The sequence below is a fragment of the Cupriavidus sp. UBA2010 genome, from assembly GCF_002335265.1.
In the GTDB taxonomy this organism is placed as follows: domain Bacteria; phylum Pseudomonadota; class Gammaproteobacteria; order Burkholderiales; family Burkholderiaceae; genus Cupriavidus; species Cupriavidus metallidurans.
On record NZ_DDCI01000020.1, the window covers coordinates 51,529 to 74,976 of the forward strand.

The window sequence follows — 23,448 nt, forward strand, 5'->3', positions numbered from 1 at the left end:
CTGGGGCCATCCCGGCAGACTGCTTAGTTGTAGGAAATGTCGTACGTCACCGTCGAGCTGACGGCGCCCGCACCCGAGCCGGCGGCCGAGGTCGAGTGATACTGGGCGTAGTAGTCCAGATTGGCGGCGCCGGCCGTGATCGCCACCGATTTCGAGTTCTGCAGACCGGCCCCAACGCCATCCGAGGCGCCCACGGTGATGACTGACGTGTCCTTGTTCAGCAGTTCGATTTCAACTGCCGTGGCCGTGCCGGCGTTGATCAGTCGGCCAGTGCCCAGATTGACGGTGGAGCCTCCCTCGAAGAACGTGTGGACGTTGCCCGTGGACGGCGTGCACCCGGTCAGGGCGATGCGGAAGCCCGTGCGGCCGGCGGTCGCGTCCAGGGCGTTCAGCGTGGCCGTCGAAACGGTCGGCATCGTGACCGTGAAGTTCGCGGGTGCAGTGCCACCGTTGATCTTGCAGGTCGTGGCGGTGATGTTGCCGGTGAACGTGATGGTGCCGTCCGGCGCGGCATGGGCGAGTTGGGTACCCATGGCGGCAATGGCTACGATTGTGGCGGAAATGAGCTTGGTTTTCATATCAGAATTATCAAGATACAGGAATCAAAAATATAACCGGAGGGTCCAGCCAGACAACAAAATTAAAATGCTGCCGCAGATCGGAGAATGCACTGCATTTCAATCCCCCATCCTCCGCCGGCCTCCAACTACATTATTGGTTTAGCTCACATTGCGCCCAAATAGGACAAGCCTTAAATTTCGTCGCAACATCACCAAGTCCCGATACGGACAATCCATCAACTCAATTTTCTGAAATTTCCCACTCAAATAGAAAAGATTCGATTAATGAGAATCAAACATTCGTGACCCGATGGAAATCTCACATTTCCGGTTTCCACCACGCCTGCGCCCGGCGCTTAAAAAACTGATGGACCAGGCGTGCCTCCGGCATCGGCGCTCCCAGCAGAAATCCCTGGGCCTGATGGCAGCCAAGTCTGATCAGGCACTCCAGGTCATCAAAGTTTTCCACCCCTTCGGCGATGGCCTTGAGGCCCATTGCGCGCACCATGCCGATAACGCTGCCCAGCAGCGATGCGGCGCGCGGGTCACGTCCGATGTTCTCCACCAGCGACTGGTCAAGCTTGATCGAATCACACTCGATATGGCGAAGCAACCGCAGTGAAGTCGCGCCCGTCCCAAAGTCGTCCAGCGCGATACGCACGCCTTCTGCCCTGAGCGCCCGAATGGCGTCCCGCGCCACCGCCAGGTCATTGACCGCCGTTTGCTCGGACACTTCGATATGCAGGCTACGCATGGAGATTCCGAAATGCTGGCAGGCGGATCGCAGCGCGACGTGCAGCCTGCCGGTTTCCAGGCAGCGCCACTCCGCATTGATCGAGATCGGAAGCGCGAGTCCGCCCTCTTCCCAACGGCGCACCGCCGCGGCTGCGTGCCAGATCATCACAATGGTCAGTTCGGACAACAGATCGTGCTCACGCAACGCCCCCAGGAATGCCGCGGGCGGAATCATGCCGAAGCCGGGACGCGCCCAGCGTGCGAGCGCTTCTACCCCGCGCAGGTGCCCCCCATCCAGATCGAACTGCGGCTGATAGCAGGCCACGAATTCGCCACAATCGATCGCGTTGCGTAGCACTTCCACCTGTCGCAATTCCGGCGTCCACCAGGATTCCATGGTGTCCTTGTCGACCTGCATTTGAGGATTGCCCGATTTACCAGACTCGCGGGATTTGGCGTGCATCTCTCGCATCCATGACATGCTGCTATTACCTCTTGAACGAACGTTTGCCCTTGCTAGTGCATTCACGACGGCCGATGCATCTCGCCCGAATGAATGCCGTCACATGAATTGAGGAGATTCCATCGATTCGCAAAATCCTCCCGTACCTTCCCCAATACTCATCTCGATAATTCCCTACCGCTATTGAAAATCCCAAATCTGGATGCCATTTGTCACAATCAAATATTAACGATCAGACAAGAGCAGCCCGGGAGCGAACGCAAGGCGGTCGGGCTGCACGGGTTCCACGGCCGCGTACTGCGCGATCAGCGTTTCCAGGGCCGTGCGCAGGGCGATCCATTGCTCCTCCATGCCCGCAAGACCAGACTCCTCGATGGTTCGCTCGAGCCACCGACATGCCTGCGACTCCGACGCATGACCAAGCGTGGCCAGCGCGCCGGCCAGGGCATGAAGCTTGCGCATCAGGCGGACGACATCACCTGCGGCCGCCGCCTCCGACAGTTCCGCCAGATCCTCGCCGAGGTACTCGCCCAGGGACAGCATGGCTTCCTTCGGGATTAGCGACGGTTCCGTACCCGGCAAGGGTGGTGAAACATCCATGGACTCGATCAGTTCCCGAAGCGCCGCGAGCCGTACCGGCTTGGTCAGGCAGCGGTTGATGCCGGCCTGCTGACACGCGCTCTGCAGGTCGGGGCCAACGCTGGCGGTCACAGCAATGATGGGAGCGGTGATTCCACGTTCGCGCATCGTCCGCGCAAGTTCGTATCCATCCATGGATGGCATCTGGAGGTCGGTGAGGATCAGGTCGTAGGACTGGCTCGCAGTCAGCGCCAATGCTTCCCGTCCATCGCCGGCAACATCCACCCACTGCCCAAGCCATTCGAGCAGTCGACGCATGACAACTTGGTTGACGCGATGATCTTCCACCAGCAGGATGCGCAGCGACTTGAGCGCGAGATGCCCGAGGGCAGAATCGGCACGCCGCTGCGCGGGCATCGGGAGTTCGAGCCCTGCGGCGATCAGAATCGCCTGAACCAGGCCGCGCCACGAGTACCGCGAGGCGCGAATCGGCGTCTGACTGGTGTCTGGTACCAGGGACGCGTTGCTCTCGATCACGACGTCGGCATCGGGACAGTCATCGATATCCGCGTGCTCGCAGACCACCACGTCCACGGGCGTGGCGGGCGGCTGTGAGGGATCGAACCTGACCACCACCGCGCCATAGTGCTGCAACAGGTGCTCGATCCCGTGGTATGTCTCGCGCGAGGGACTGCACAGTCCAACGGTCAGATCGCTCAGGCCGCCCGCGATGTGCAGATCCTTCAATAGACGGGTCTGCACGACGTCGGCCGGCTGCGCGGCCGTCACCGGCTCCATCGGAATGCGCACCTCGAAACAACTGCCGAGCCCCGGCTCACTCACCAGGCGAATGGAACCCTCCATGAGCTCGACAAGCCGATTGCAGATGGAGAGCCCCAGCCCCGTGCCGCCAAAACGGCGGGAGTCCGACTGCTCGGCCTGCACGAACGGCGCGAACAGGCGTTGCTGATCCCCGATGGCGATACCGATGCCGGTGTCGATCACGCGCAGCTTGAGCCAGTCCCTGCCACCTTCCGTCATGGTGGTAGCCTCGACCACAACCTTTCCCTGCTCCGTGAACTTGATCGCGTTGCTGACGAGATTGCCCAGCACCTGTTCCGTCTTGAGTGGGTCAAGCAGGATCGGGCTGTGCAACGCAGGATCGATCACGCAAGGTAGCTGCAACGACCTGCGCTCCGCATCCGGGGCAAACCGACGGCAAACGTCCTCGACAAGGCTATCGATCTGGCAAGGGCGCGCCTGCAATGCCATCTGCCCGGCCTCGATCTTGCTGAAGTCGAGCACGTCGTTGATGATCTGGATGAGCGACTGCGCCGATTGCTGCATGACCTCCAACTGGTCGCGCTGGGCCGCGTCGAGCGCGCTCACCTCCAGCAGTTCGATGCTGCCGAGCATGCCGTTTAACGGCGTGCGAATCTCGTGGCTCATCGTCGCGAGAAAGGCGGACTTTGCCCGATTCGCCGCATCCGCGTCGTGGATAGCCTGTAGCAGCGTCGCTTCGCTCTGCCGGGCTGCGGTCACGTCGTCGATGGCGCAGAGCGTCGCCGGATTGCCCTGGTATGTCGACTCGGCCACGCGGACGCTAAGATGGCTGACCGTGTCATCGATATGCGCCAGCTCGAAGTTGAACTTCCCATGCCGGGCATCCGCATTACCGTGCTCGCAACCCACCAGCGCATTGCAGGCCGCGCGGTGAAAGCGCGCCAGTTCTCCGGGCTCTGCGTGAGCCGTGATCCGATCGGAGACATCGTTCTCCATCAGCACCGCGGCGTTCGTACTGTCGAGGATCACGAGCCCGACGCCGGTCGACTCGATGATGGTACGACCGAGGACTTCGCTCTCCTGCAGGCGCAACGACTGCATTTGCGTGGGCCGCATGATGCGCCTGTCCACCAGACGGACCCATGCCAGCATCAAAGTGCAGGTCAGCCCAGTCAACGCGAACAGCCAAAGCGTGTTCCGCCGCAGGCGCTCCCACAGCGTGCCGGTCTCCACCACCTCCACGGCTCGCCATCCGGAGCGACCCACCGGACCGTCCAGCACCATGGCACTGGGTAGCAGTCCGTTGCCCACGAACGTCTGCAAGTTCGTCGCGGCATGGGTTCGCTCCATAAGCGCCCGGCTTACTACCGGCGGCAGCGGATCCCGGGACATGGAATCCGGCCGGAGGACCGCCCCTTCCACGGTCTGCACGAAGAAGCCCTCCTCGAGGTCGTCATCCTCGGGAAAGATCGCGCTCAACGGAAAATCCATCGCAAACACGGCGCACGGTTCGCCATCCACATGGATCAGGGTAGCCACCGTAACGACCGGCGCGCGAGACACCCAGTCGTAGCCCGGTTCCAGCATCACGACACGGCCGGGGGTTGCCCGCAACTGTTCCAGCAGCTTCCGGCTGCGCAATCGCGAAATACTCCCTTCGACGAAGGCCTGGTACGTCGCGTCGTTCCGCAGCGTCTCCCTGGCTTGCGGCAGATTGCGTGGCGTGACATAAAAACGATCGGCGTTGAGGTCGACGAGCCAGACGTTCTGCAGGCCCTGATATTGGACACTACTCACGCGCAGCATGAACGCCAACACGTTCTCCAGCTGCGCAATACTGGCATCGGCCGGAATCGCCTCCCGTCCGGCGGCAACGGGCAGCGCCACATACGGGCGCTCCCCGCGCTTCTGCAGATGGTCGATCCAGTCGCGGCTGACGGTCTGCGCCATAGGCTTACCGACGCCGACCTCGATCAGCCGTTCGAGCGTGCCTTGCGCACGCAGCGTCATCCTCCCCACCGCATTCAGATTCGCCTCCACCTGTCCCGCGCGGGCCTGGAACAGGATCTTGTGCCGGTCCACGGCTTCTTCCATGCGGTACTTGAGCAGCACGAACCACGACAGCCCAATCAGCACCAGCAGGCAGGTGACAAAGACATAAACCAGATTGCGAATCTGAGAGATGCTCAATGGCAACGCAGCCAGCTTCTCTCCCTTGATCAGCTTCCTCATGGTGGTTTCCCTTACTACGTCGGGGGGGCACTCCGGCTCGGGCCGACACGCCCCCCCATCCGTCGCGCGTGGTTACGCGATGCGGTGTGTCGTGTCGTGAATCTGGAACACTGCCCTGCGCCGTCGTATCTGGCGGCAGTGCCGAGCGAGGCGTTGTCCCGGGAATCTGGAACCCGGCGTTGCCGGGTGGCCGGCCCTCGGTCGGGGCTGGCATTCGCTTCAACCAGGCGGGACGTTACGGGCCGCGCCAGGCTACTTCGTGCTACACCAGGCCGTACTGGATTGACATCGCGACAAGCTGCACGTGGTCTTGCACATTCATCTTGCGCATCAGACTCTTCTTCTGCGCACTGACCGTGTTGACACTGCGGCCAGTGTCGCGGGCAATCTTCGAGACCGGCACGCCTGCCAGGTAAAGCCGCAGGACTTCCAGTTCGCGCCGGGATAAGCTGTTACGAATCTCGTTAGCGGCGCGCGGCGCGGCACGCCATGCCCCCCACATCACGTCCATCGCCCGCGGGGAAAGCGAACCGACGCCGATGTGCGCCATCAATACCGCCTGCGCCACGGCATCGGCGTCATCCAGCGCACTGACGATGTTCTTTACACCGCTGCCGAGCAGCGTCAACACATCGGCCCGGCGCGTCAGATCGGCCTGGACGACCAGCGTTGCCGGCGGCGCCGTCGCGGTGTCAACCAGCTGGAGAAACAGTGCGGATTGATCAAGGCCGGATTCCGGCTCCCGAACCTGAAGCACGACGTCGCATCCCCCGCGCTGCGCGATCGCGAGAACCTCCTCAGCACGCCCGCCGTTACCGACGAGCTCAATGCACGGCAAGAACACCAGACGCCGTGCGAGCGCCTGACAGACCGCAGGTCGATCACTTGCGATGCATAGCCTGACTTTCTTCATTTCCCGCTATCCCGATTCAATATCTGCCTGCATCCATGTTGGTTCACGAGAGCGGGCGGGACTATAAGGCAACGATTAAATTTTGACGCAATGCATGTAAGTGACGGGGTTACGTCAATGCATCGGCACCGGAATGGTGCGTGGTGCGATACCAGACACGGAGAATCGGCGGAACTGCGGGAGGGGGCAAGAAGAAGCGAGAAGGAGCGGGTCCGGCGACCCGCGTGCCGGCTGCGATTACGGCAATAGAGATAGCAGCGGCAACGACCGGACCCGACTACTGGGCGGCCGCAAGCATGCCGTGGGTAACGGCGTACTGATAAAGCTCGTAGTCCGATGTCAGGCCCAGCTTGCGCATCGCCATACTCTTCTGGGCGCTAATGGTCTTGCTGCTGCGATTGGCCTGCCTGGCAATCTCGACCAGGGGCACACCAGCCGCGCATTTGCGCACGACCTCCAGTTCCCGTTTCGAGAGCTTCGGCTCCGGCGCACCGGCTTCATCGCTGGCATCGCCGAGCAACGCCTGCACCGCGGGCGCCAGATAGGGGATACCGACGAAGGCCGCCCGGATCGCGGGAGCAAGATGGCCAAGGTGATCGGACTTGCTCAGGATCACCGAAATGCCTGCCTTCTGGATGTTCCGCAACAGGGCGGGATTATCGAGCATCGTGATCACGACAATGCGTACGGACGGATGGCGCCTGCGAATCAACTGCAGCATCGGCAAGCCATCGCCAGCCGCACTCCCCGGCATCGAATAGTCGGTCACCAGCACATCGCACTGGGTGGTTTCAAGCAGACGCAGCAACTCGGTGGAGCTATGCGCCATGCCAACGACTTCGAACCCAACCTCGTCACCTAGTTCTCTACGGATGCCATTGACGACTACCGGGTGATCGTCGGCAATTAGTACCTAAATCATCATGCCCCTTCGGACCCGGTCGATTTAATGAGATACATGAATCACATTGTCCTTGTATGGCCGGGTCGCCATGTCGAGATAATAGAAGTTCTACGAGATATGAGTCCTAGGGAAAGCCTTAAATCCACAGGCCATCAGCATCGATGGCCAAGTCTTGCGCGGCACATCGGCGAGCTATGACTCGGCTTCGAGGTACACCTGCAGGTAGCCGTCCAGATCATCGGCGAGCTGTTTGGCCGCATCGAACGCATCGCGCGCCACGGCTTCGAGTTCCCTGCACAGGTCCGCCACCTCCTCCCAGTCATGCAAATGCGCGACGGCGCCGCGAACGCGATGCGCGCGCTCGGCCACGGCCCCGAGATTCCTCTGCTCGACAGCCTGCCTGATAGCCTGCGCGTCTTCCCAGACGGTCCGTATCAGCAGCATCCGGTCGTCTTGCGAGACGTCGCTCTGAGGCCGTTCTGCGGCGCTCCTGACTGCCGTCGCCAGCGCTTCACTTCGGTCCGGCAACACCTGCCTGAGGCTATCTGCAAGGGCCTGCAACAGAACAGGCTTGGTCAGATGTCCGTTCATCCCCGATGCCACACAGCGCTCGGCCTCTCCGGTGACCACGCTGGCGGTGACGCCGATGATCGGGATGGTGAAGCCGTCCGCGCGCAAGGCATGCGCAAGCGCGTAGCCGTCCATCCCTGGCATGTGCACATCGGTCAGCACCGCATCGAATTGGCCCTGTCTGCAAGCAAGCAATGCGTCCTCACCACTACTGACCAGGGTCGTCCGGCAACCCAGCTGTTCTAGTTGCTGCTGCATCAGCCGACGATTGACCGGATGGTCGTCCACCGCCAGCACCTGCAGATCCAGCTTCGACATCTGCATCGAACGTTGGGCCGGGGACGCCGTGCTGGTCAGCGGGATGCCTGCTGCCCGACACAGCGCGCGCAGGATGCCGGCCTGATGATAGGCAGAGACGGCCAGGCCATCGGGCCGCGCCTCGGCTTCCAGCGGCCCACTTGCCTCGAGCCTGACCACTCCGGCGTATCCGTTCGGCACGGGGCCCTGCGTCTCGTCCGCTATCAGCAGCACAGTACCCGGGTCGGTGGCGTCGCCCTGGCAGGCAATTGCCCTTCCTCCTGACTGGTGGATCATGGCGATGACATCCGCGCACCATACGGGTTCCCGCGCCATGACGGCAACGTTGGGTAACGTCGCCTCGACCGGCGGGCGCGGGCGCCCGCTTTCCAGGCTGAGCGATACTGAGAACCGGCTACCCCGTCCCGGCTCGCTTTCGACCGAAATCCCGCCTTTCATGAGCAGCGCGAAACGTCGGCAGATCGCCAGGCCAAGCCCCGTCCCGCCGAACCGCCTGGCCGTCTCGGTATCGGCCTGCATGAATGGACGAAACAACTGGGCCTGCTTGTCCGCCGCAATGCCGATGCCGGTGTCGAGCACCTCCAGAATCAGGGACTCATTGGACGGCTTAGCGGGTGCCGTAGGAGACCGGAACACCCGAATATCGACGTGTCCCTCAGAAGTGAACTTGAGCGCGTTGGTCAGGAGATTGGTGAGTGTCTGCCTGATACGATCCGGATCGCCGATGAGCCAGGGCAGATCGGCCTGCACATAGCAGGTCAGTGCCAATCCCTTGCGCAGTGCCAGCGGCGCGTGGGCTCGAGCCACGCCCTCCACCAATTCCACGGGATCGAACGCCATGGACTCCAGATCGAGTTGCCCGGCCTCGAACTTGCTGTAGTCCAGCAGATCGTCGATGATCAACAGCAATGTGGCCGACGACGCCTGAATTGTCCCGATGTGCTGGCGCTGCTGGTCATCCAGCGCGGTCAGCGACAGCAGTTCCAGCGTGCCCAACATGCCGTACAGGGGCGTCCGCATCTCATGGCTCATCCCCGCCAGGAATATCGACTTGGTTGCACTCGCCTCCTCGGCCAGTCGCTGGGCCCGCTGGAGTTCGCGCTCGGCCTGCAGGCGGATGGCGACTTGCCGCCGCTGACGCCAGTAGCCGAGAGCCAGAAGCGCCAGCGCCGTGATGACCAGCGCCACATACGGTGCGGCACGCCGCCGGACTTCACTACCCGACAAACCGAACTGATAGGTCGTGGTCAGGTACCGATTGCGGACTGCCAACCTCTGTTCTGGCGGCATGGCCTCGATGGCGCGATCGATCAGCGGCACGAGCGGCTCCAGCCCCGGCCGCACATCGAATCCGATAAGCTGCCGCTCCTTGGTAGCGCCCACAACCTTGAGTTGGCCCACGTAGCGGCTCTGAATAGCGCGATCCAGCGTGGCCAGATTGCCAATGTAGAGATCGGCCTTGTTGTCCCGCACCATCTCCAGCGCCGCCTCGGGCGAGGCAGCAGACACGATCGACGCCGACGGTACCGCCGCGCGCACCAGATCGGCCATGACCGACTTGGCGGCCACGGCAACCCGAAAGCCTGCCAGCTCGGACAGGTCGCCGATGGCCGGGGAATCGGTTCGTCCAACGATCACAAGGGGATAGGACTCGACCGGACGGGTACGGGTCGGGAGATGCCGATCCGCCATTTCCGCCGGCTCGACGTACTGATTGAGATCGATCTCCCCGGCCGCCCTCAACCGGCCGGACTCGGCCGGCTCGGCGACGGAACTCACATCGAGACGCAGGCCCAGGGTCTCACTCAGGTAGGCCAGGTAGGCGCTCAGCATTCCGGTGGGCTGCCCATCCTCGCCCTCGTAGCTGAACGGCGCCCACTGGGTCAGCAACTGCACACGCAGCCGCGGCAGGGAGGCCAGGTAGCGCCGCTCGTCTTCACTCAACGGCACCACGGGCTGCGCTGGTGTGCCGGCCACGGCGGATGGCTGCGGGCTGGACCCGTCCAAAACGCGTGGCTGCGCCGCCGGGAAGTAAGCGCGGGGGCCCGACGCTTCACCGGCTGCCGCGGGCACCGCAACCGGCAGCAGCAAAGCCGCCAGCATGAGAGTGAACGAAGCCACGTACCGACGGGCGATCCGCGTCGGACAGGAATGCCACATGCCTTCCTCCTGGCGCCCCGGGATGGCGACCACGTTCGTCAGCGGTCTTCGCCCCGGCGTTCACCGATATGAGATTTGTATGCTACTCCACTGCGCGAATAGGTGGTGTCATACTCGATTGAAAGTGCCACCCGCTTGAAAACTCGCAGTGGCCAGGCGGCGCGAGTTACTGCGGCAGGTCCTTGGTAGTCACGCTGGCTCCGCCCGGGACTGGGGGTATCCATGCCGATTGCCTGAGGCGAGCTGCCCGACCTGTCGTCGTCCGCGCATTGGACCATCGCCAACGCCTGCGCGCGGCCCGAAGAGATCGCACGCCATGATCCATGGGATGGCTACAATGCAGTACGGCAGACACTGGCCCGCGCACGCAAGCTGCCGGATAGCGTCCCAACCACCTCAGGGAGACGAAACTCATGAAACACGAATCCGCGTCCGTTCCTGCTTCGCTGCGCGCGCTCGCGCTGTCTCTCGGCTGCCTGCTGGCCGCACCGGCCATCGCCAAGCTCCCGCCGCCAACGCCGGAACAACAGCAGGCCGCCGAAGCCAGGAAGGCCAAGGAGGCTCAGGACGCCAAGGCTCAGGCCGACGCGCTGGCCAAGGTCCAGGATCAGATCGCCGCGCGGTTCGGCAAGGGGTCCGACGCAGCGGCCAAACCCGCCGAGGCGCAAGCACGGTGACGCGGGGCCCCCGAGGGGGAAAGCGGACGGGGACGGGACGGGGCCCCAACGCGCGCGGGCGCCGTCAGCGGCGCCTTACTCGAAAGGCTTCGGCTTCGGCGTCTTGTCGCTCGACGGCGGCAGCATAGGCAGCACGATCTTCGGCTGATCGCCGGTCAGCGTCTTCAGGAACGCCACGATATCGGCGTTCTCTTCCGGCGTGAACTTGCGCGCCAGTTGCAGGCGCCCCATCGTATCCACCGCCTGACTCAGCGTGGCCGCCTCGCCATCGTGGAAGTACGGATAAGTCAGCGCAACATTACGCAGGGTCGGCACCTTGAAATTGAACCGGTCAGCGTCCTTGCCCGTCACGCCTGCCCGGCCCTCCGACGGATTCCTGGTCTTGTACGGCTCCACGAGACCCATCTTCTGGAACGAGTTGCCGCCGATGTTCTGGCCGTTGTGGCAGGCAACGCAGCCAGAGCCCTTGAACAACTGGTAGCCGCGCAACTCCTGCGCGTTGATGGCCTTCTTGTCACCCTTCAGCCATTTGTCGAAGCGCGCGTTCGGCGTGACCAGCGTTTCCTCGAACGCGGCAATGGCCAGTGTGATTTCGGATATCGTCAGCTTGTCCGACTTGAAGACCTTGCGGAACTCATCGACGTACCCGGGGATGGATCGGAGCGTGTCGACCGCCAACTCGTGCGTGAAGGCCATCTCGATTGGGTTGGCAATCGGCCCGCGCGCCTGCTCTGGCAAATCCTTCGCGCGGCCATCCCAGAACTGCACGAAATTCAGGCTGGAATTCAGGACGGTCGGCGAATTGATGCCGCCCTGCTTCCACTTGTCGCCGATGGACGTCTTGAGGTTATCCGAGCCACCCATGCTGAGGTTGTGGCACGAGTTGCACGAGATAAAGCCAGAGCGTGAAAGACGAGGATCGAACCAGAGCTTTTCGCCCAGCGCCACGCGTTCCGGGTGCTGGACCTTGGCAGGCGCAATGGGCTGGATAGGTTCGGCTTGCGGCTCGGCGGCGTGCGCACTGGATACGGCGGCGGCAAACAGCACCGTCATGAACGTCGCCGTCGAAAACGTCGACAGGACTCTGCTTCGGCTGGATTTCATGGGGACTCCGTCTTGTGGGTCGGACCGCGCAGCGCGGTCCGCAAGCCGGATTAGGCACTTTTGGTTCCATCCAGGTGTTGATAGCTATCAACCGCTTTGGAGGATGAAACGAACGGGTACGACACATATCAAATCGGGCTCGATTTCGTCCCGATGCGCCGCAGCCAGCCGGACATGCCCATCGTCGCCGAACGATTGGCATACCCGGCTGGCCCGTCACCCATAGTGCGTCAGCAGTACATCAACGGCGCGTCAGTCCAGGGTGATGCCCTCGCGCTGAATCACCACTGCCCAGTTGGCATCTTCCTTCTCGATGCGCTTGGCAAAGTTCGCCGGGTCGATCATGACGACTTCACCCTGCTGACTCAGGACAGACTTTGCGCGGGCATCGTTGGCCAGACCCTTGGTGATCTCATACAGCTTCTGCACGATCTGCGGCGGCGTGCCGGCCGGCGCCAGCATGCCGAGCCAGAAGCTGACATCGAACGGCTTGACACCGGCTTCCTCCAGCGACGGCACGTCTGGCAACTGCGGCATCCGCTTGGGCGACGTCACTGCAAGCGGCTTCAGCTTGCCAGCCTTGATCTGCGGCAGCCCGTTCCACGCGTCGAAGGCAGTCTCCAGTTCACCGCTGATCACGGCCATCTCCGCTTGCGAGGCCGATTTGTACGGCACGTGCGTGGTCTGGATCTTCTCCCGGTTGTTCAGCATGGCGAAGCTCAGATGCGCGATGTTGCCCGGCCCCGCCGAGCCATAGCTGAGCTTGCCCGGATTGCGCGTGGCGTAGCGAACCAGATCGCCAACCGAGCCGATACTGTTCTTCTTTGCCCACTCGGGGTTCGCCACCAGCACGAACGGCGCCTCCACTACCAGCGCGACCGGCGCCAGATCCTTGGGCTTGTAGTTGCTCCGCTTGTACACCTGCGGGTTGATGGTGATGCTGCTCGAGTTCGTGACCAGCAGCGTATAACCGTCCGCGGGTGACTTGGCGACTTCGGCAACGCCGATCAGGCCGTTCGCGCCCGGCTTGTTCTCGACGATGACGGGCTGCCCCAGCGACTTGCTGAGCTGCTCCGACAGCACGCGCGCGACGGTATCGGTGGTGGACCCTGCCGGGAACGGCACGACGATCCGGATCGGCTTGTTGGGCCAGTTGGCCGTCTGTGTGGCCGTCTGCGCGCCAGCCGGCGCCGCCATCGTCCCTGCCATGACGGCCAGCGCCGCTGCCACCAGCTTCATCCCGCCCTTGATGGCGCGGCGGCGTGCGGTGATTTCGCGTTCTTTCATGTGTGTCTCCTTGTCGTTCTCGGTGTCGTTCTCGGTGGTCCTGCTGAGTTCCTGCGTCATGCGCGCCCCTTCGATACCTTGGGCTGCGCGGTTTTCCCTGTCACGCCGATACGCTCCAGCTCCGCGATCTGAGCCGGGCCGAGCGCGAGCACGCGCGCCAGCACCGATTCGGTGTGCTCGCCAAGCGTTGGGGCGGCATATCGGATTGCCTGCGGCTCGCTGCCCGTGCGGAACCAGGCGGTCGTGGCCCGGTACGGCCCGCTATGGGCACGGTCAATGTCGCGCCAGAATCCGCGTGCGTGCAGATGGGCATCCTGAAGTACCTGCGACATGGGACGCACCACGCCCGCCGGGATGCCAGCCTGCTGCAGCGTCTGCATCGCCGCCTCCGGATCGCGGCCGGCGCACCAGGCGCCGATTGCGGCGTCGATCTCATTCCCCCGCGCGCGTCGGCCAGACACGCTGGCGAGTTGCGCATCAACGGCGAGATCGTCCCGCCCCATGACGCGACAAAGGGCGGGCCAGTGCGCGTCCGTTGCGGACAGGACGACCCACGCATCGTCCCCGTCGCAGCGGAAGCACCCGTGCGGAAACAGCATCGGATGACGATTACCCTGTCGCGGCGATACCGCTCCGGAGATCGACTGCTCGATCATGAACGGCGCGGCCATCGGCAGCATGGCCTCCACCTGCGACAGGTTGACGTGCCGCCCCTCGCCCGTGGTCTGCTGCGCGAACAGCGCCAGCAGCATCGCCGCACCCGCGTTCAGCCCGCCAATCGGGTCGCCGTAGGCATAGGAGGTCATGGCGGGCGGCCCATCCGGGTGCCCGGTGTAGAGCGGCAGCCCGCTGGCCTGTTCGAGCGTGCCGCCGTAGGCCCGGGTATTGCTCCACGCGTTGCCGAGCCCGAAGGCCGGCATCGACACCATGACCAACCGCTTGTTCCGGGCGCGCAAGGCCTCGTAGTCAAGCCCGAGCTTCGGCAACACCTCCGCCGAGTAGTTCTCGATGACGGCGTCCGCGCCCTCCACCAGTTCGAGCAACAGCCGCTTGCCCTCCTCGCGCGTCAGGTCGAGCGTGATGCCCTGCTTGTTGCGGTTCATCAGGTTGAAGTTCGAGTTCTTCTCGTACAACCGCTCCCGATAAAACTCCTCGGTAAAGTTCGCGCCGCGCCACCAGTCGGGGTAGCTCGTGCTCTCGACCTTGATGACCTCGGCGCCGAAATCGGCCAGCGTGCGCGATGCAAGCGGCCCGGCCCAGCCCATCGTCAGGTCGATGACACGGACACCTTCCAGCGGGCCCTGCGCCGTGGTGGCGCGTTGAAACTGGTGCAGCGGTCGATGATCGAGACCCGACGCACGATAGAACGCATCGTCCGCGCCCTTCAGCGGCGCGTCGCCACCGGCCAGCGGACCGGCTGCGTCGAGCCGGAGTGGCACCACGGGACCTTCGAACGTCGTCCCGCCGATTCGTACCGGCACGAATGCGCCACGTTCCCGGTGCACCGCCTGGCCGAGCAGTTCCTGCATCGTTGGCACCAGCACGGTGGGATGCTTCATGTCCCCGAGCAGCTCGAACCACTCCTGCGCCGTGCGCGTGCGGAACGCCGGGATCAGGATGGCGTCGATCTCGTCGGCCCGGTTCATGCGCTCCTGGCCGTTCGCGAAACGCGGGTCGCGGGCCAGTTCGGGCCGTCCGATGGCTTCGCACAGCGCCGTCCACTGTGGCAGCGTGTGCGTGAAGATGCCGATCCAGCCCGATGCGGTCTCGTAGATACCGGCCGGATGCGTGCCGCAGAAACGGTTGACGCCCAGACGGCGCAGCGGGTGCCGCTTGTCGGGCACCATGCCGGCTTCCATCTCGACCACGCTGAACACCGCTTCATGCAGGCTCAGCACATAGCGACGGCTGCCTTGCGCCCCGCCGATCAGGGCGGCCACCGCAGCCGAGTACGCCATCAGCCCGCCCACGATCGCGGTCTGCACGTCATGCGGCATGTGCGGCGGCCCGTCCACCGGACCGCTTCCGTGCACGGCGCCGGCGAGGCAGCGGCACACGGCTTCCGAACCCGCGAACTCGCTATATGGCCCGCTTTCGCCGAACCACGTGAGCGCGACCTCGATTGACTCGTGCCCCGCTTGACCTTCCACGGCTGCGGCTGCGTCTGCGGCCACGGCCCAGACGGGTGCGGACAGCACGCCCACGCCTTCGGTCAGCGCGCGGGCATCGAGAACGACATCGCAGGTTCTTGCCAGCCGGGCAAGCCACGCGCGGTCAGCGGCATCCGCCGAATCAGCGGTCACGCTGCGCTTGTTGGTGTTCAGCCAGGCGAAGAGCGCGCTCTCCGGCTGCGCTTCGGCACTGGAAACCAGCGGCGGCATCTGCCGCCAGACATCGCCCTCCGGGCGCTCGACCTTGATGACTTCGGCGCCGAAATCGGCGAACAACTTGCCCGCGTACGCAAGCGCCGGACCGGTGCCGACCTCGAGTACGCGCAGCCCACCCAGCGCAAGCGGCGCCGGGGCAGCAGCATCCTTCATCTTGAATCCCTCGCGTGTGGACGTGGATCGGGCCTGCCGAACAGTGCCCGCGTTTCACTCATCACAGTGACGATCACCACGCTCACCATGCATCGACGAACGACTGGCGCGCCCTGCGGCTGCGGACATCAGCCGAGGCAATGCCCTGGGCGATCCATTTGCGCGTCTCGGCCGGGTCGATCACGGCATCGATCTCCACCGCTGCGGCCGTGTTGATCGCGTGGCCGCGCTCGTAGGACTGCGCCACCAGCTTGTCGAACAGCGCCTTGCGCTCCGGGCCATCGGGCACCGCTTCAAGCTCCTTCTTGAAGCCGAGCCTGACCGCGCCCTCCAGCCCCATCGGACCGAATTCACCGGTCGGCCACGAGATCGTGAAGTTTGCCGAGCGGAAGCCACCGCCTGCCATCGCCATCGCGCCGAGGCCGTAGCCCTTGCGCAGCGTGACGGCCAGCAGCGCCACGCGCAGCTTGGCGGCAGCCAGGAACATCCGTGACACGTGACGCACCTGGGCCTGGGCCTCGATCTCGGGTCCGACCATGAACCCCGGGGTATCGATCAGCGAGATGATCGGCAAGCCATGCGCATCGCAGAGTTGCATGAAGCGCGTTGCCTTGTCCGCGGCATCCGCGTCGATCGCGCCACCAAGGTGATACGGGTTGTTGGCCATGATGCCGACCGGCTGCCCCTCCACACGGGCCAGCGCGGTGTGAATGCCCGCGCCGAACCCGCCGCGCAGCATCAGCACGCTGCCGACGTCGGCGATGCCTTCGATGGCCTTGCGGGTGTCGTACACGCGCAGGCGGTTCTCGGGCACGACCTGGCGCAACGCCAGCGCGTCAGGCGCGCTCCAGTGCGCCACGCGGCCCTGGAACATCGACAGGTAGTGCTTGGCGACCACCACCGCCTCGGCCTCGTTCTCGACCAGCACGTCGACCACGCCATTGGCGAACTGCACCGACGCGGGACCCACGTCTTCCGGACGGAAGATGCCAAGGCCGCCGCCCTCGATCATCGCCGGCCCGGCCATGCCGATGTTCGCCGAGCGATCGGCGATGATCACATCGCAGCAGCCCAGGAACGCCGCATTGCCGGCAAAGCAACGGCCCGACACGATGCCGACCACCGGCACGTGTCCGCTGAGTTCGGCGAACGCCGCGAACGACGGCTGATACAGGCCGGAGACGGACGGGAAATCCACGTCACCAGGCCGCCCGCCGCCACCCTCGGCAAACAGCACGAGCGGCAATTCATCACGGAGCGCCACCTCGACGATACGGTCCGTCTTGATGTGATTGCGCTTGCCCTGCGTGCCGGCCAGCACCGTGGCGTCGTACGCCATCACCGCGCTGCGTGCCCGTTCCTTCGCAACCAGCTCGCGGTTGATCTCGCCGATACCGGTGATCAGGCCATCCGCGGGCGTGTTGACGATCAGGTCTTCCTTGCTGCGGCGGGATGCCTGCGCGGCCAGCGCGAGCGCGCCATATTCCACGAAGGAGTCGCCATCGCACAGGTCGGCGATGTTCTCCCGCGCCGTGCGCTGCCCGCGCGAACGGCGTTTGGCGACGGCATCGGGACGCGCCGCGTCATACAGATAGGCGTGCCGGTCCAGCACACGCTGCAGATCCGCTCGGATCGCATTCGGATCGACATTCCGCGCGGCATCCACGGCCACGCCGTCGGCCTCTGCCTGCTCGAGCACGATCAGCATGTGGCCTTCGGACACCAGCGCACCCTTCTCCGGGCGCAGATCGACCACACGGCCCGCGCACGGCGCGACAATCGCGTGCTCCATCTTCATCGCATCGAGCACGGCCACCGTCTGCCCCGGCTTGACGATCTCGTCCAGTTGCACCGGGATGTCGACCACGCGGCCAGTCAGCGGCGCGCGAATCGCCACGAGCCCTTCTTCCAGTTCCTCTTCGGCCTCCGGTGCGCGGGTCGCGTGGCTCGCGTGCGCGGGCATTGCATGGGATGCGCCGCCGAAACGCGCATCCTGCGCGCGCTCGGCTTCGGCGATGGTTTCCGCCGACGCCATCAACGCCGGCAGGATCGACTCGAAAAGCCGCGTGTGGACGTCCTGCGTCAGGAAGTCCTCGCGCTGGGCAAGCGCCCGCAGCAGGTTGAGGTTGGTCGGCACGCCAACAATGCGGAATTCCGCGAGGCTGCGCTGCAGCCGGCGCACGGCAGCTTCGAACCCGGGTGCGGCGCTGCTCACGATCAGCTTGGCCAGCAGGGTGTCGAAGTTCGGCGACGGCTCGTAGCCAGCGTAGCCGTGGGAGTCCACCCGTACATCAGGACCGGCGGGCGGCTCGAAACGCTCCAGACGGCCAAATGCTGGACGCGCCAGCCCTTGCGCATCGGTCATTTCGGCATTGACGCGCACCTGGATCGCATAGCCCCGGGGTTGCGGCGGCGAAGCCGGATCGAGTCCAAGCTCGGCAAGCGTCCGCCCCGAGGCCAGCCCGATCTGCAGCGCCACGAGATCCACGCCGGTCACCTGCTCGGTGATGGTGTGCTCCACCTGCAGCCGGGGATTGGCTTCGATAAAGACGAAGCGCTTCTGCTCGCCCGACTCGCTTTCCTCGACCAGAAATTCGAACGTGCCCAGGCTCTGGTAGTTGACGCGACGCGCCAGCCGCAGCGCGGCCTTGATAATCTCCGCGCGCAGCTCCGGCTTGAGCACCGGGCTCGGGGCAATCTCCACCAGTTTCTGGAAACGGCGCTGCAGCGTGCAGTCCCGCTCGCCGAGCGCGATAACGTGCTGGCCGTCGCCAGCGATCTGCACTTCGATATGGCGTGCCCGGCTGACCAGCCGCTCGGCGTACAGCGCATCGACGCCAAACGCGGAACTGGCCTCGGACCGGCAGCGCGCATAAGCCTCCGCCAGATCCTCGCGTCTGCGCACCACGCGCATACCGCGCCCGCCGCCACCGCCAACCGCCTTGATGACGATGCCGGCGTCGCCCTGGGCATCGAAGAAGCGTTCGATCTCCTCCAGAGACGCGCCGCCATGCGTGGCGGGCATGACCGGCACGTCGCACTCGGCCGCCAGTTGCAGCGCGCGGCCCTTGTCGCCAAACAGAGCGAGATGCTCGACCGTCGGTCCGACGAACCGGATGCCGGCATCGATGCACGCCTGCGCAAAATCGGCCCGCTCACTCAGAAAACCGTAGCCCGGGTGTACGGCATCGCTGCCCGATGCCTTCGCGACAGCGATGATTCCCGCGATGTCGATGTACGCAGCCGGGCCTGCACCGTCCAGCGCAATGGCCTCGTCGGCCAGCATCCGATGCCGGCAGCCCGCGTCGTCCTGCGAGTACACCGCGACGGTGCCGATATCCAGGTCGCGTGCGGCGCGCTGGACGCGCAATGCGATCTCTCCGCGGTTGGCGATCAACAGCTTCTTCAATTCAGTCTCCTCGTTTCTGCTTCTGTCTTGGGAATTCAGTTCGTACGTCAATCAGGGCCGGATGCCGAACCGGCTCACGCCTGCCTCGCGCAGCGGCGCCGCCAGATTGGCGAACTCGCACAGCAGCGCACGTGTTTCACGCGGATCGATGATGTCTTCGATGACAAAGGCCTCCGCGCTGCGGAACGGCGAGGTCAGGCTGCGCACGCGCAACATGATCTCGGCGCGTTTCTGCACCGGGTCGTCCGCCCCTTCGATCTCGGACTTGTAGGCAACTTCCAGCCCGCCTTCGATCGGCACCTCGCCCCAGTTGGCTGATGGCCAGGCGTAGCGGAAATTGAAGCGCCCCATGTGCTGATGCGCGGCGGCCGCCACGCCATACGCGCGGCGCAGGATGATCGAGCACCACGGCACGGTGGCCTGATAGACCGCCGCCAGCGCGCGTACACCGCGCCGTGTGGTACCGGCTCGCTCAGCGTCCAGGCCGGACTGGAATCCGGGGGTGTCCACCAGATTCACCACGGGCAGGTGGAACGCCTGGGCCAGATCGACAATGCGCGTAAATTTCTCGGCGGTATCGCTATCCCAACTGCCACCCTGCACGCGCGGATCGCTGGCAACCACCGCCACCGGCCAGCCATCGAGCCGGGCCAGGCCCGTAACGATGGCGCAGCCCCAGTGCCTGCCGATCTCGAAGAAAGAGCCAGCGTCGACCAGCGCTTCCAGGATCGGACGGATCTCGTACGTCGCCCGGCCATCGCGCGGGATGGCGGCCAGCAGCCATTCATCACGGCGGGCGGGGTCGTCTGCCGGTGTCACGCGCGGCGGCAGTTCGTGCACCGATGCCGGCAGGTAGGACAGGAAATCACGCGCCCGCGCGAACGCCTCCTGCTCGGTGGCCACCTCGTCATCGACCACGCCATTGCGGCTGTGGATGTGACTGCCACCCAGTTCGTTCTTCGTCAGCCCCTGCTCATTGGGCGCCGCCGCTGGCGGGCCGGCATAAAAGAGCTGCGACGTCTCGCGGACCATCACCGAGTAGTGGCTGGCTGCCACGCGCGCCGCGCCCATGCCCGCCACCGACCCCAGTGCAAGCGACACTACGGGCACCACGGCCATGTTCTCGACCACGTGCTCCCACACCTTCATGGTGGGGATCAGCGTATGGCCCTTGATCTCGACATTGCGCACCGAGCCGCCACCGCCCGTGCCGTCGACCAGCCGTACCATCGGCAGGCGCAGGTCATGGGCCATCTTCTCCGCGTGAATCAGCTTGTCACCCACCGCGCCGTCATTGGCGCCACCACGCACGGTGAAGTCATCGCCCACGAGCACCACCGGGCGCCCGCCGACATTCGCCCGGCCCATCACCAGGTTGGACGGCACCAGGTCCACGAGCCGGCCGTTGCTGTCGTAGCGGCCGCTGCCGCTCAGTCCGCCAACCTCCCGGAACGTACCGGGATCGGCGATACCGGCAATCCGCTCCCGCACGGAAAGCTTGCCGGCCGCCTTATGGCGCGCCACCTTTTCCTCACCGCCCATGCGGGCGGCCAGTCGCCTCCGGTAGGCAAGTTCATCAATCTCTGGTTGCCAGGTCACGGCGTGTTTCCTCTTTGGCGGCGTATGCATTGACTCCACTAGCGCACGATCCATGCCACCCCGAAGACACTCGCCAGCACCATGATTTCATTGAGGATTTTCTCAGCCGCCACTATCATGTCCGCCATAACGACAGTTCGCGTCCTCAACGAGGACACACATGGAGACAGGCAGTGTCCTCAGAGAACACACAGCGTCCGGCCACCGAAGCCGTGGCGCTCGGCGCACTGGTGCTATCCCGCGACGGCGGCCGGGTGGCCGCTGTCGGCGTGTGCGCCGACAGCAACATCGCGGATGCGGCCGAGCAGGCATGGGCGCAGTCGGCGGACCGGGAAACCGGGCGGCGGCTCTTCCCCGTCGAGACGGGCCTCCACCGCTACATCGGCCTGTGCCAGGAAGACGACCAGCATCGACTGATCCTTCTGCATCGCGCGGACGCGAGCACGGCGCTGTTCGATTTCCTGGGCTCGGTGCCGTTCGCTGGTGCGATCCTCGACCACTTCCTGACCAGCCCATACGAAGCCATCGTCGTGGCGGACCACGCCGGACAGGTGCGCTACGTCAGCCCGGTCCACGAGAAATTCCTTGGCCTGAACACCGGCGAAGGCATTGGGCGCCCGGCCGCGAGCGTCATCCCGAATTCGCGGCTGCCCCAGGTAGCAGCCAGCGGCAAGGCCGAAATCGGGCAACTGCAGCGAATGAACGGCGTGACGCGCGTGGTCAACCGCATCCCTATCCGCGAGGCCGGCGAAGTGGTTGGCGCCATCGGGCAGATCATGTTCAAGGGACCGGAAGCCATTGCGCGAATGCACGAAGAACTGTCCGAGCTGCGCTCTCAAGTCGTGCGTTACCGGCGCGAACTGGATGGCCTGCGTGAAAGTCCATCGCCATACGGCTTGATCGGGGAAAGCGCGCCGATGCAGCGGCTGCGCCGCGAGATCGAGACCGTGGCACGCCTGGATGTGCCAGTGCTGATCCTGGGCGAAAGCGGCACCGGCAAGGAACTGGTGGCCCGCGCCATTCACGCCGCAGGCAGCGAGCCCGCACGCGAACGGCCGCTGGTCAGCCTGAACCTGGCCGCCCTGCCCGCCACGCTGATCGAATCGGAACTGTTCGGCCATGTGCCAGGTGCCTTCACGGGGAGCCAGCGCAAGGGACAGGCCGGGAAGCTGGAGATTGCAGCTGGCGGCACGGTGTTTCTCGATGAAGTGGCCGACGTGCCGATGGAGGTACAGGTCAAGCTGCTGCGCGTGCTGGAGGACCACATGGTCGAGCGGCTGGGCAGCCATCGCCCGGAACGGGTGGATTTCCGCCTGATCTCCGCGACCAACCGCGATATACCCGCGCTGATCGATGCCGGGCGTTTCCGCCTCGACCTCTACTACCGGCTGAGCGGCGTGGTGTTGCGTATTCCTTCACTGCGCCAGCGGCGCGAGGACATTCCCGCGCTGCTGCATCACTTCGTCAACGCGTTCTGCCAGCGTAACAACATCCCCGCCCCCGCGATCGACCAGGACGTGGCCCGGCATATCGCCAGCCAGCCGTGGCCCGGCAATGTGCGCCAGTTGCGGCAACGCATCGAGGAAGCACTGGTGTTCTGCGATGGCCGCACGCTGCGCGTGACGGACTTCTCGCGCGGGGAATCAGCAATCGTGCCGGTGGCCGCCAGTGCCCAGCCGGATGAGGCACCGCTGCCGCCAGGTGCGGGGAACAGTGCGCAGAGCAGTGCGGGGATCGAACCGCCAGTGTCCTACGCATCGTCGCTGCCTGCAGCCCCGCCATCCGGCGCGTTGTCCGCCGGCATGAGCGAACTCGCCTATGCGGCGGTACTTGAGGCCATTGCACGCCATGGCGGCAACAAGAAGCGCGCCGCCGAGCAACTGCGGATCTCGCGCTCCCACCTGTACAAGATTCTGGAGCGCGGGCCGGGTGGCTAACCCGGCCCGCCACGCCAGTCACACCACGCCACTCACACCACATTGATCACGACATCGATATTGCCGCGCGTGGCCTTCGAGTACGGGCAACGCTGATGCGCATCCTCGGCCAGCGCCTGAGCGGTGGCCCGGTCAAACCCCGGCAGGCTCACGTTGAGCCGTGCCTGCAGGAAATATTGATCGCCAGCCATGCCGAGGTCGACTTCCGCATCGACGGCCACGCCAGCGGGCAGCGCAATCTTCCGCGCCTGTGCCGCTTTGCCGAGCGCGCCGATAAAGCAAGCCGACCAGCCGGCCGCGAACAGTTGCTCGGGGTTGGTGCCGTGGCCTGCCGCGCCCGGGGGCGTCAGGCGGATATCGAGTCTGCCGTCGTCGCTGCGTGCAGCGCCGTCACGGCCGCCGGTAGTGTGGGTCTTGCCGGTGTAGAGGACTTTGTCGATCTTGGTCATGCTGGGCTCCTGGTATCGGATGAACGTTCTGACCCGGACTGCTGCCGGGCCATATAGGTAGATGTCGAAGGTGCCGCCTTCACGGTTTGCGATGCGTGCCGTGCTGCGTACAGGAGCATTTAAGCGGGTGGATGTATCAGCGCCGTAGCCAAAATCGGCCGGTTTCGTGTGCGCGCGTATCGGCATGGGATGCCGATACAGAGAGATACAAAACAGTGTGGCGGGAGAG

General features: G+C 64.6%; 14 protein-coding genes. 2 read left to right on the top strand and 12 right to left on the bottom strand.

Translation table 11 applies throughout. The annotated features are described in order from the left end of the window. Nucleotides 1–23: 23 nt before the first annotated feature. From B2246_RS14905 to B2246_RS14930, 6 genes are all read right to left on the bottom strand, one after another. Nucleotides 24–578: a fimbrial protein gene (locus tag B2246_RS14905; RefSeq protein WP_286882004.1), complete on the bottom strand. Its 555-nt coding sequence runs from the start codon at nucleotides 576–578 to the stop codon at nucleotides 24–26. Between the two features lie 301 nt (nucleotides 579–879). Then, the gene (locus B2246_RS14910) at nucleotides 880–1,758 is read right to left on the bottom strand and encodes an EAL domain-containing protein (RefSeq protein ID WP_286962691.1); all 879 of its coding nucleotides are present in this window, start codon (nucleotides 1,756–1,758) and stop codon (nucleotides 880–882) included. Nucleotides 1,759–1,983: 225 nt separating this feature from the next. Beyond that, on the bottom strand, nucleotides 1,984–5,352 hold the full coding sequence (locus B2246_RS14915) for an ATP-binding protein (protein WP_286882001.1): 3,369 nt from the start codon (nucleotides 5,350–5,352) through the stop codon (nucleotides 1,984–1,986). A gap of 262 nt (nucleotides 5,353–5,614) precedes the next feature. Then, nucleotides 5,615–6,265, bottom strand: coding sequence for a helix-turn-helix transcriptional regulator (locus tag B2246_RS14920; RefSeq protein ID WP_286882000.1), 651 nt, complete (start codon nucleotides 6,263–6,265; stop codon nucleotides 5,615–5,617). A gap of 277 nt (nucleotides 6,266–6,542) precedes the next feature. After that, nucleotides 6,543–7,172, bottom strand: coding sequence for a response regulator transcription factor (locus B2246_RS14925; RefSeq protein ID WP_286882037.1), 630 nt, complete (start codon nucleotides 7,170–7,172; stop codon nucleotides 6,543–6,545). 189 nt (nucleotides 7,173–7,361) lie between these two features. Beyond that, nucleotides 7,362–10,217: an ATP-binding protein gene (locus B2246_RS14930; protein WP_286962692.1), complete on the bottom strand. Its 2,856-nt coding sequence runs from the start codon at nucleotides 10,215–10,217 to the stop codon at nucleotides 7,362–7,364. A 413-nt stretch (nucleotides 10,218–10,630) separates the two neighbouring features. On the opposite strand from B2246_RS14930, the gene B2246_RS14935 reads away from it, so the two are divergent. Beyond that, the gene (locus B2246_RS14935; protein ID WP_008651017.1) at nucleotides 10,631–10,894 is read left to right on the top strand and encodes a hypothetical protein; all 264 of its coding nucleotides are present in this window, start codon (nucleotides 10,631–10,633) and stop codon (nucleotides 10,892–10,894) included. Between the two features lie 75 nt (nucleotides 10,895–10,969). Here the strand turns inward: B2246_RS14935 and B2246_RS14940 are convergent, their stop codons facing one another. The 5 genes from B2246_RS14940 to B2246_RS14960 form a co-directional block, all read right to left on the bottom strand. Next, nucleotides 10,970–11,947 (bottom strand): cytochrome-c peroxidase, encoded by a 978-nt coding sequence (locus B2246_RS14940; RefSeq protein ID WP_008651016.1) that lies wholly within the window; start codon nucleotides 11,945–11,947, stop codon nucleotides 10,970–10,972. Nucleotides 11,948–12,250: 303 nt separating this feature from the next. Continuing rightward, nucleotides 12,251–13,285, bottom strand: a complete 1,035-nt coding sequence (locus B2246_RS14945; protein WP_051705494.1) for a Bug family tripartite tricarboxylate transporter substrate binding protein — start codon at nucleotides 13,283–13,285, stop codon at nucleotides 12,251–12,253. A gap of 56 nt (nucleotides 13,286–13,341) precedes the next feature. Beyond that, nucleotides 13,342–15,825 carry a CoA transferase gene (locus B2246_RS14950; protein ID WP_286881997.1) on the bottom strand — a complete coding sequence of 828 codons (2,484 nt, stop codon included), beginning with the start codon at nucleotides 15,823–15,825 and terminating at the stop codon, nucleotides 13,342–13,344. 82 nt (nucleotides 15,826–15,907) lie between these two features. Further along, on the bottom strand, nucleotides 15,908–19,234 hold the full coding sequence (locus B2246_RS14955; RefSeq protein ID WP_286881996.1) for an acetyl-CoA carboxylase family protein: 3,327 nt from the start codon (nucleotides 19,232–19,234) through the stop codon (nucleotides 15,908–15,910). A 51-nt stretch (nucleotides 19,235–19,285) separates the two neighbouring features. Continuing rightward, complete coding sequence (locus B2246_RS14960; RefSeq protein ID WP_008651010.1) at nucleotides 19,286–20,833, bottom strand: acyl-CoA carboxylase subunit beta; 1,548 nt, start codon at nucleotides 20,831–20,833, stop codon at nucleotides 19,286–19,288. A 173-nt stretch (nucleotides 20,834–21,006) separates the two neighbouring features. Between B2246_RS14960 and B2246_RS14965 the strand changes: the two genes are divergently transcribed. Continuing rightward, a complete protein-coding gene (locus tag B2246_RS14965) occupies nucleotides 21,007–22,770 on the top strand; it encodes a sigma-54 interaction domain-containing protein (RefSeq protein WP_286881995.1) in 1,764 nt (587 codons plus the stop codon). A 32-nt stretch (nucleotides 22,771–22,802) separates the two neighbouring features. On the opposite strand, the gene B2246_RS14970 is transcribed toward B2246_RS14965, so the two are convergent. Next, nucleotides 22,803–23,219 (bottom strand): organic hydroperoxide resistance protein, encoded by a 417-nt coding sequence (locus B2246_RS14970; RefSeq protein WP_286881994.1) that lies wholly within the window; start codon nucleotides 23,217–23,219, stop codon nucleotides 22,803–22,805. Nucleotides 23,220–23,448 lie beyond the last annotated feature (229 nt).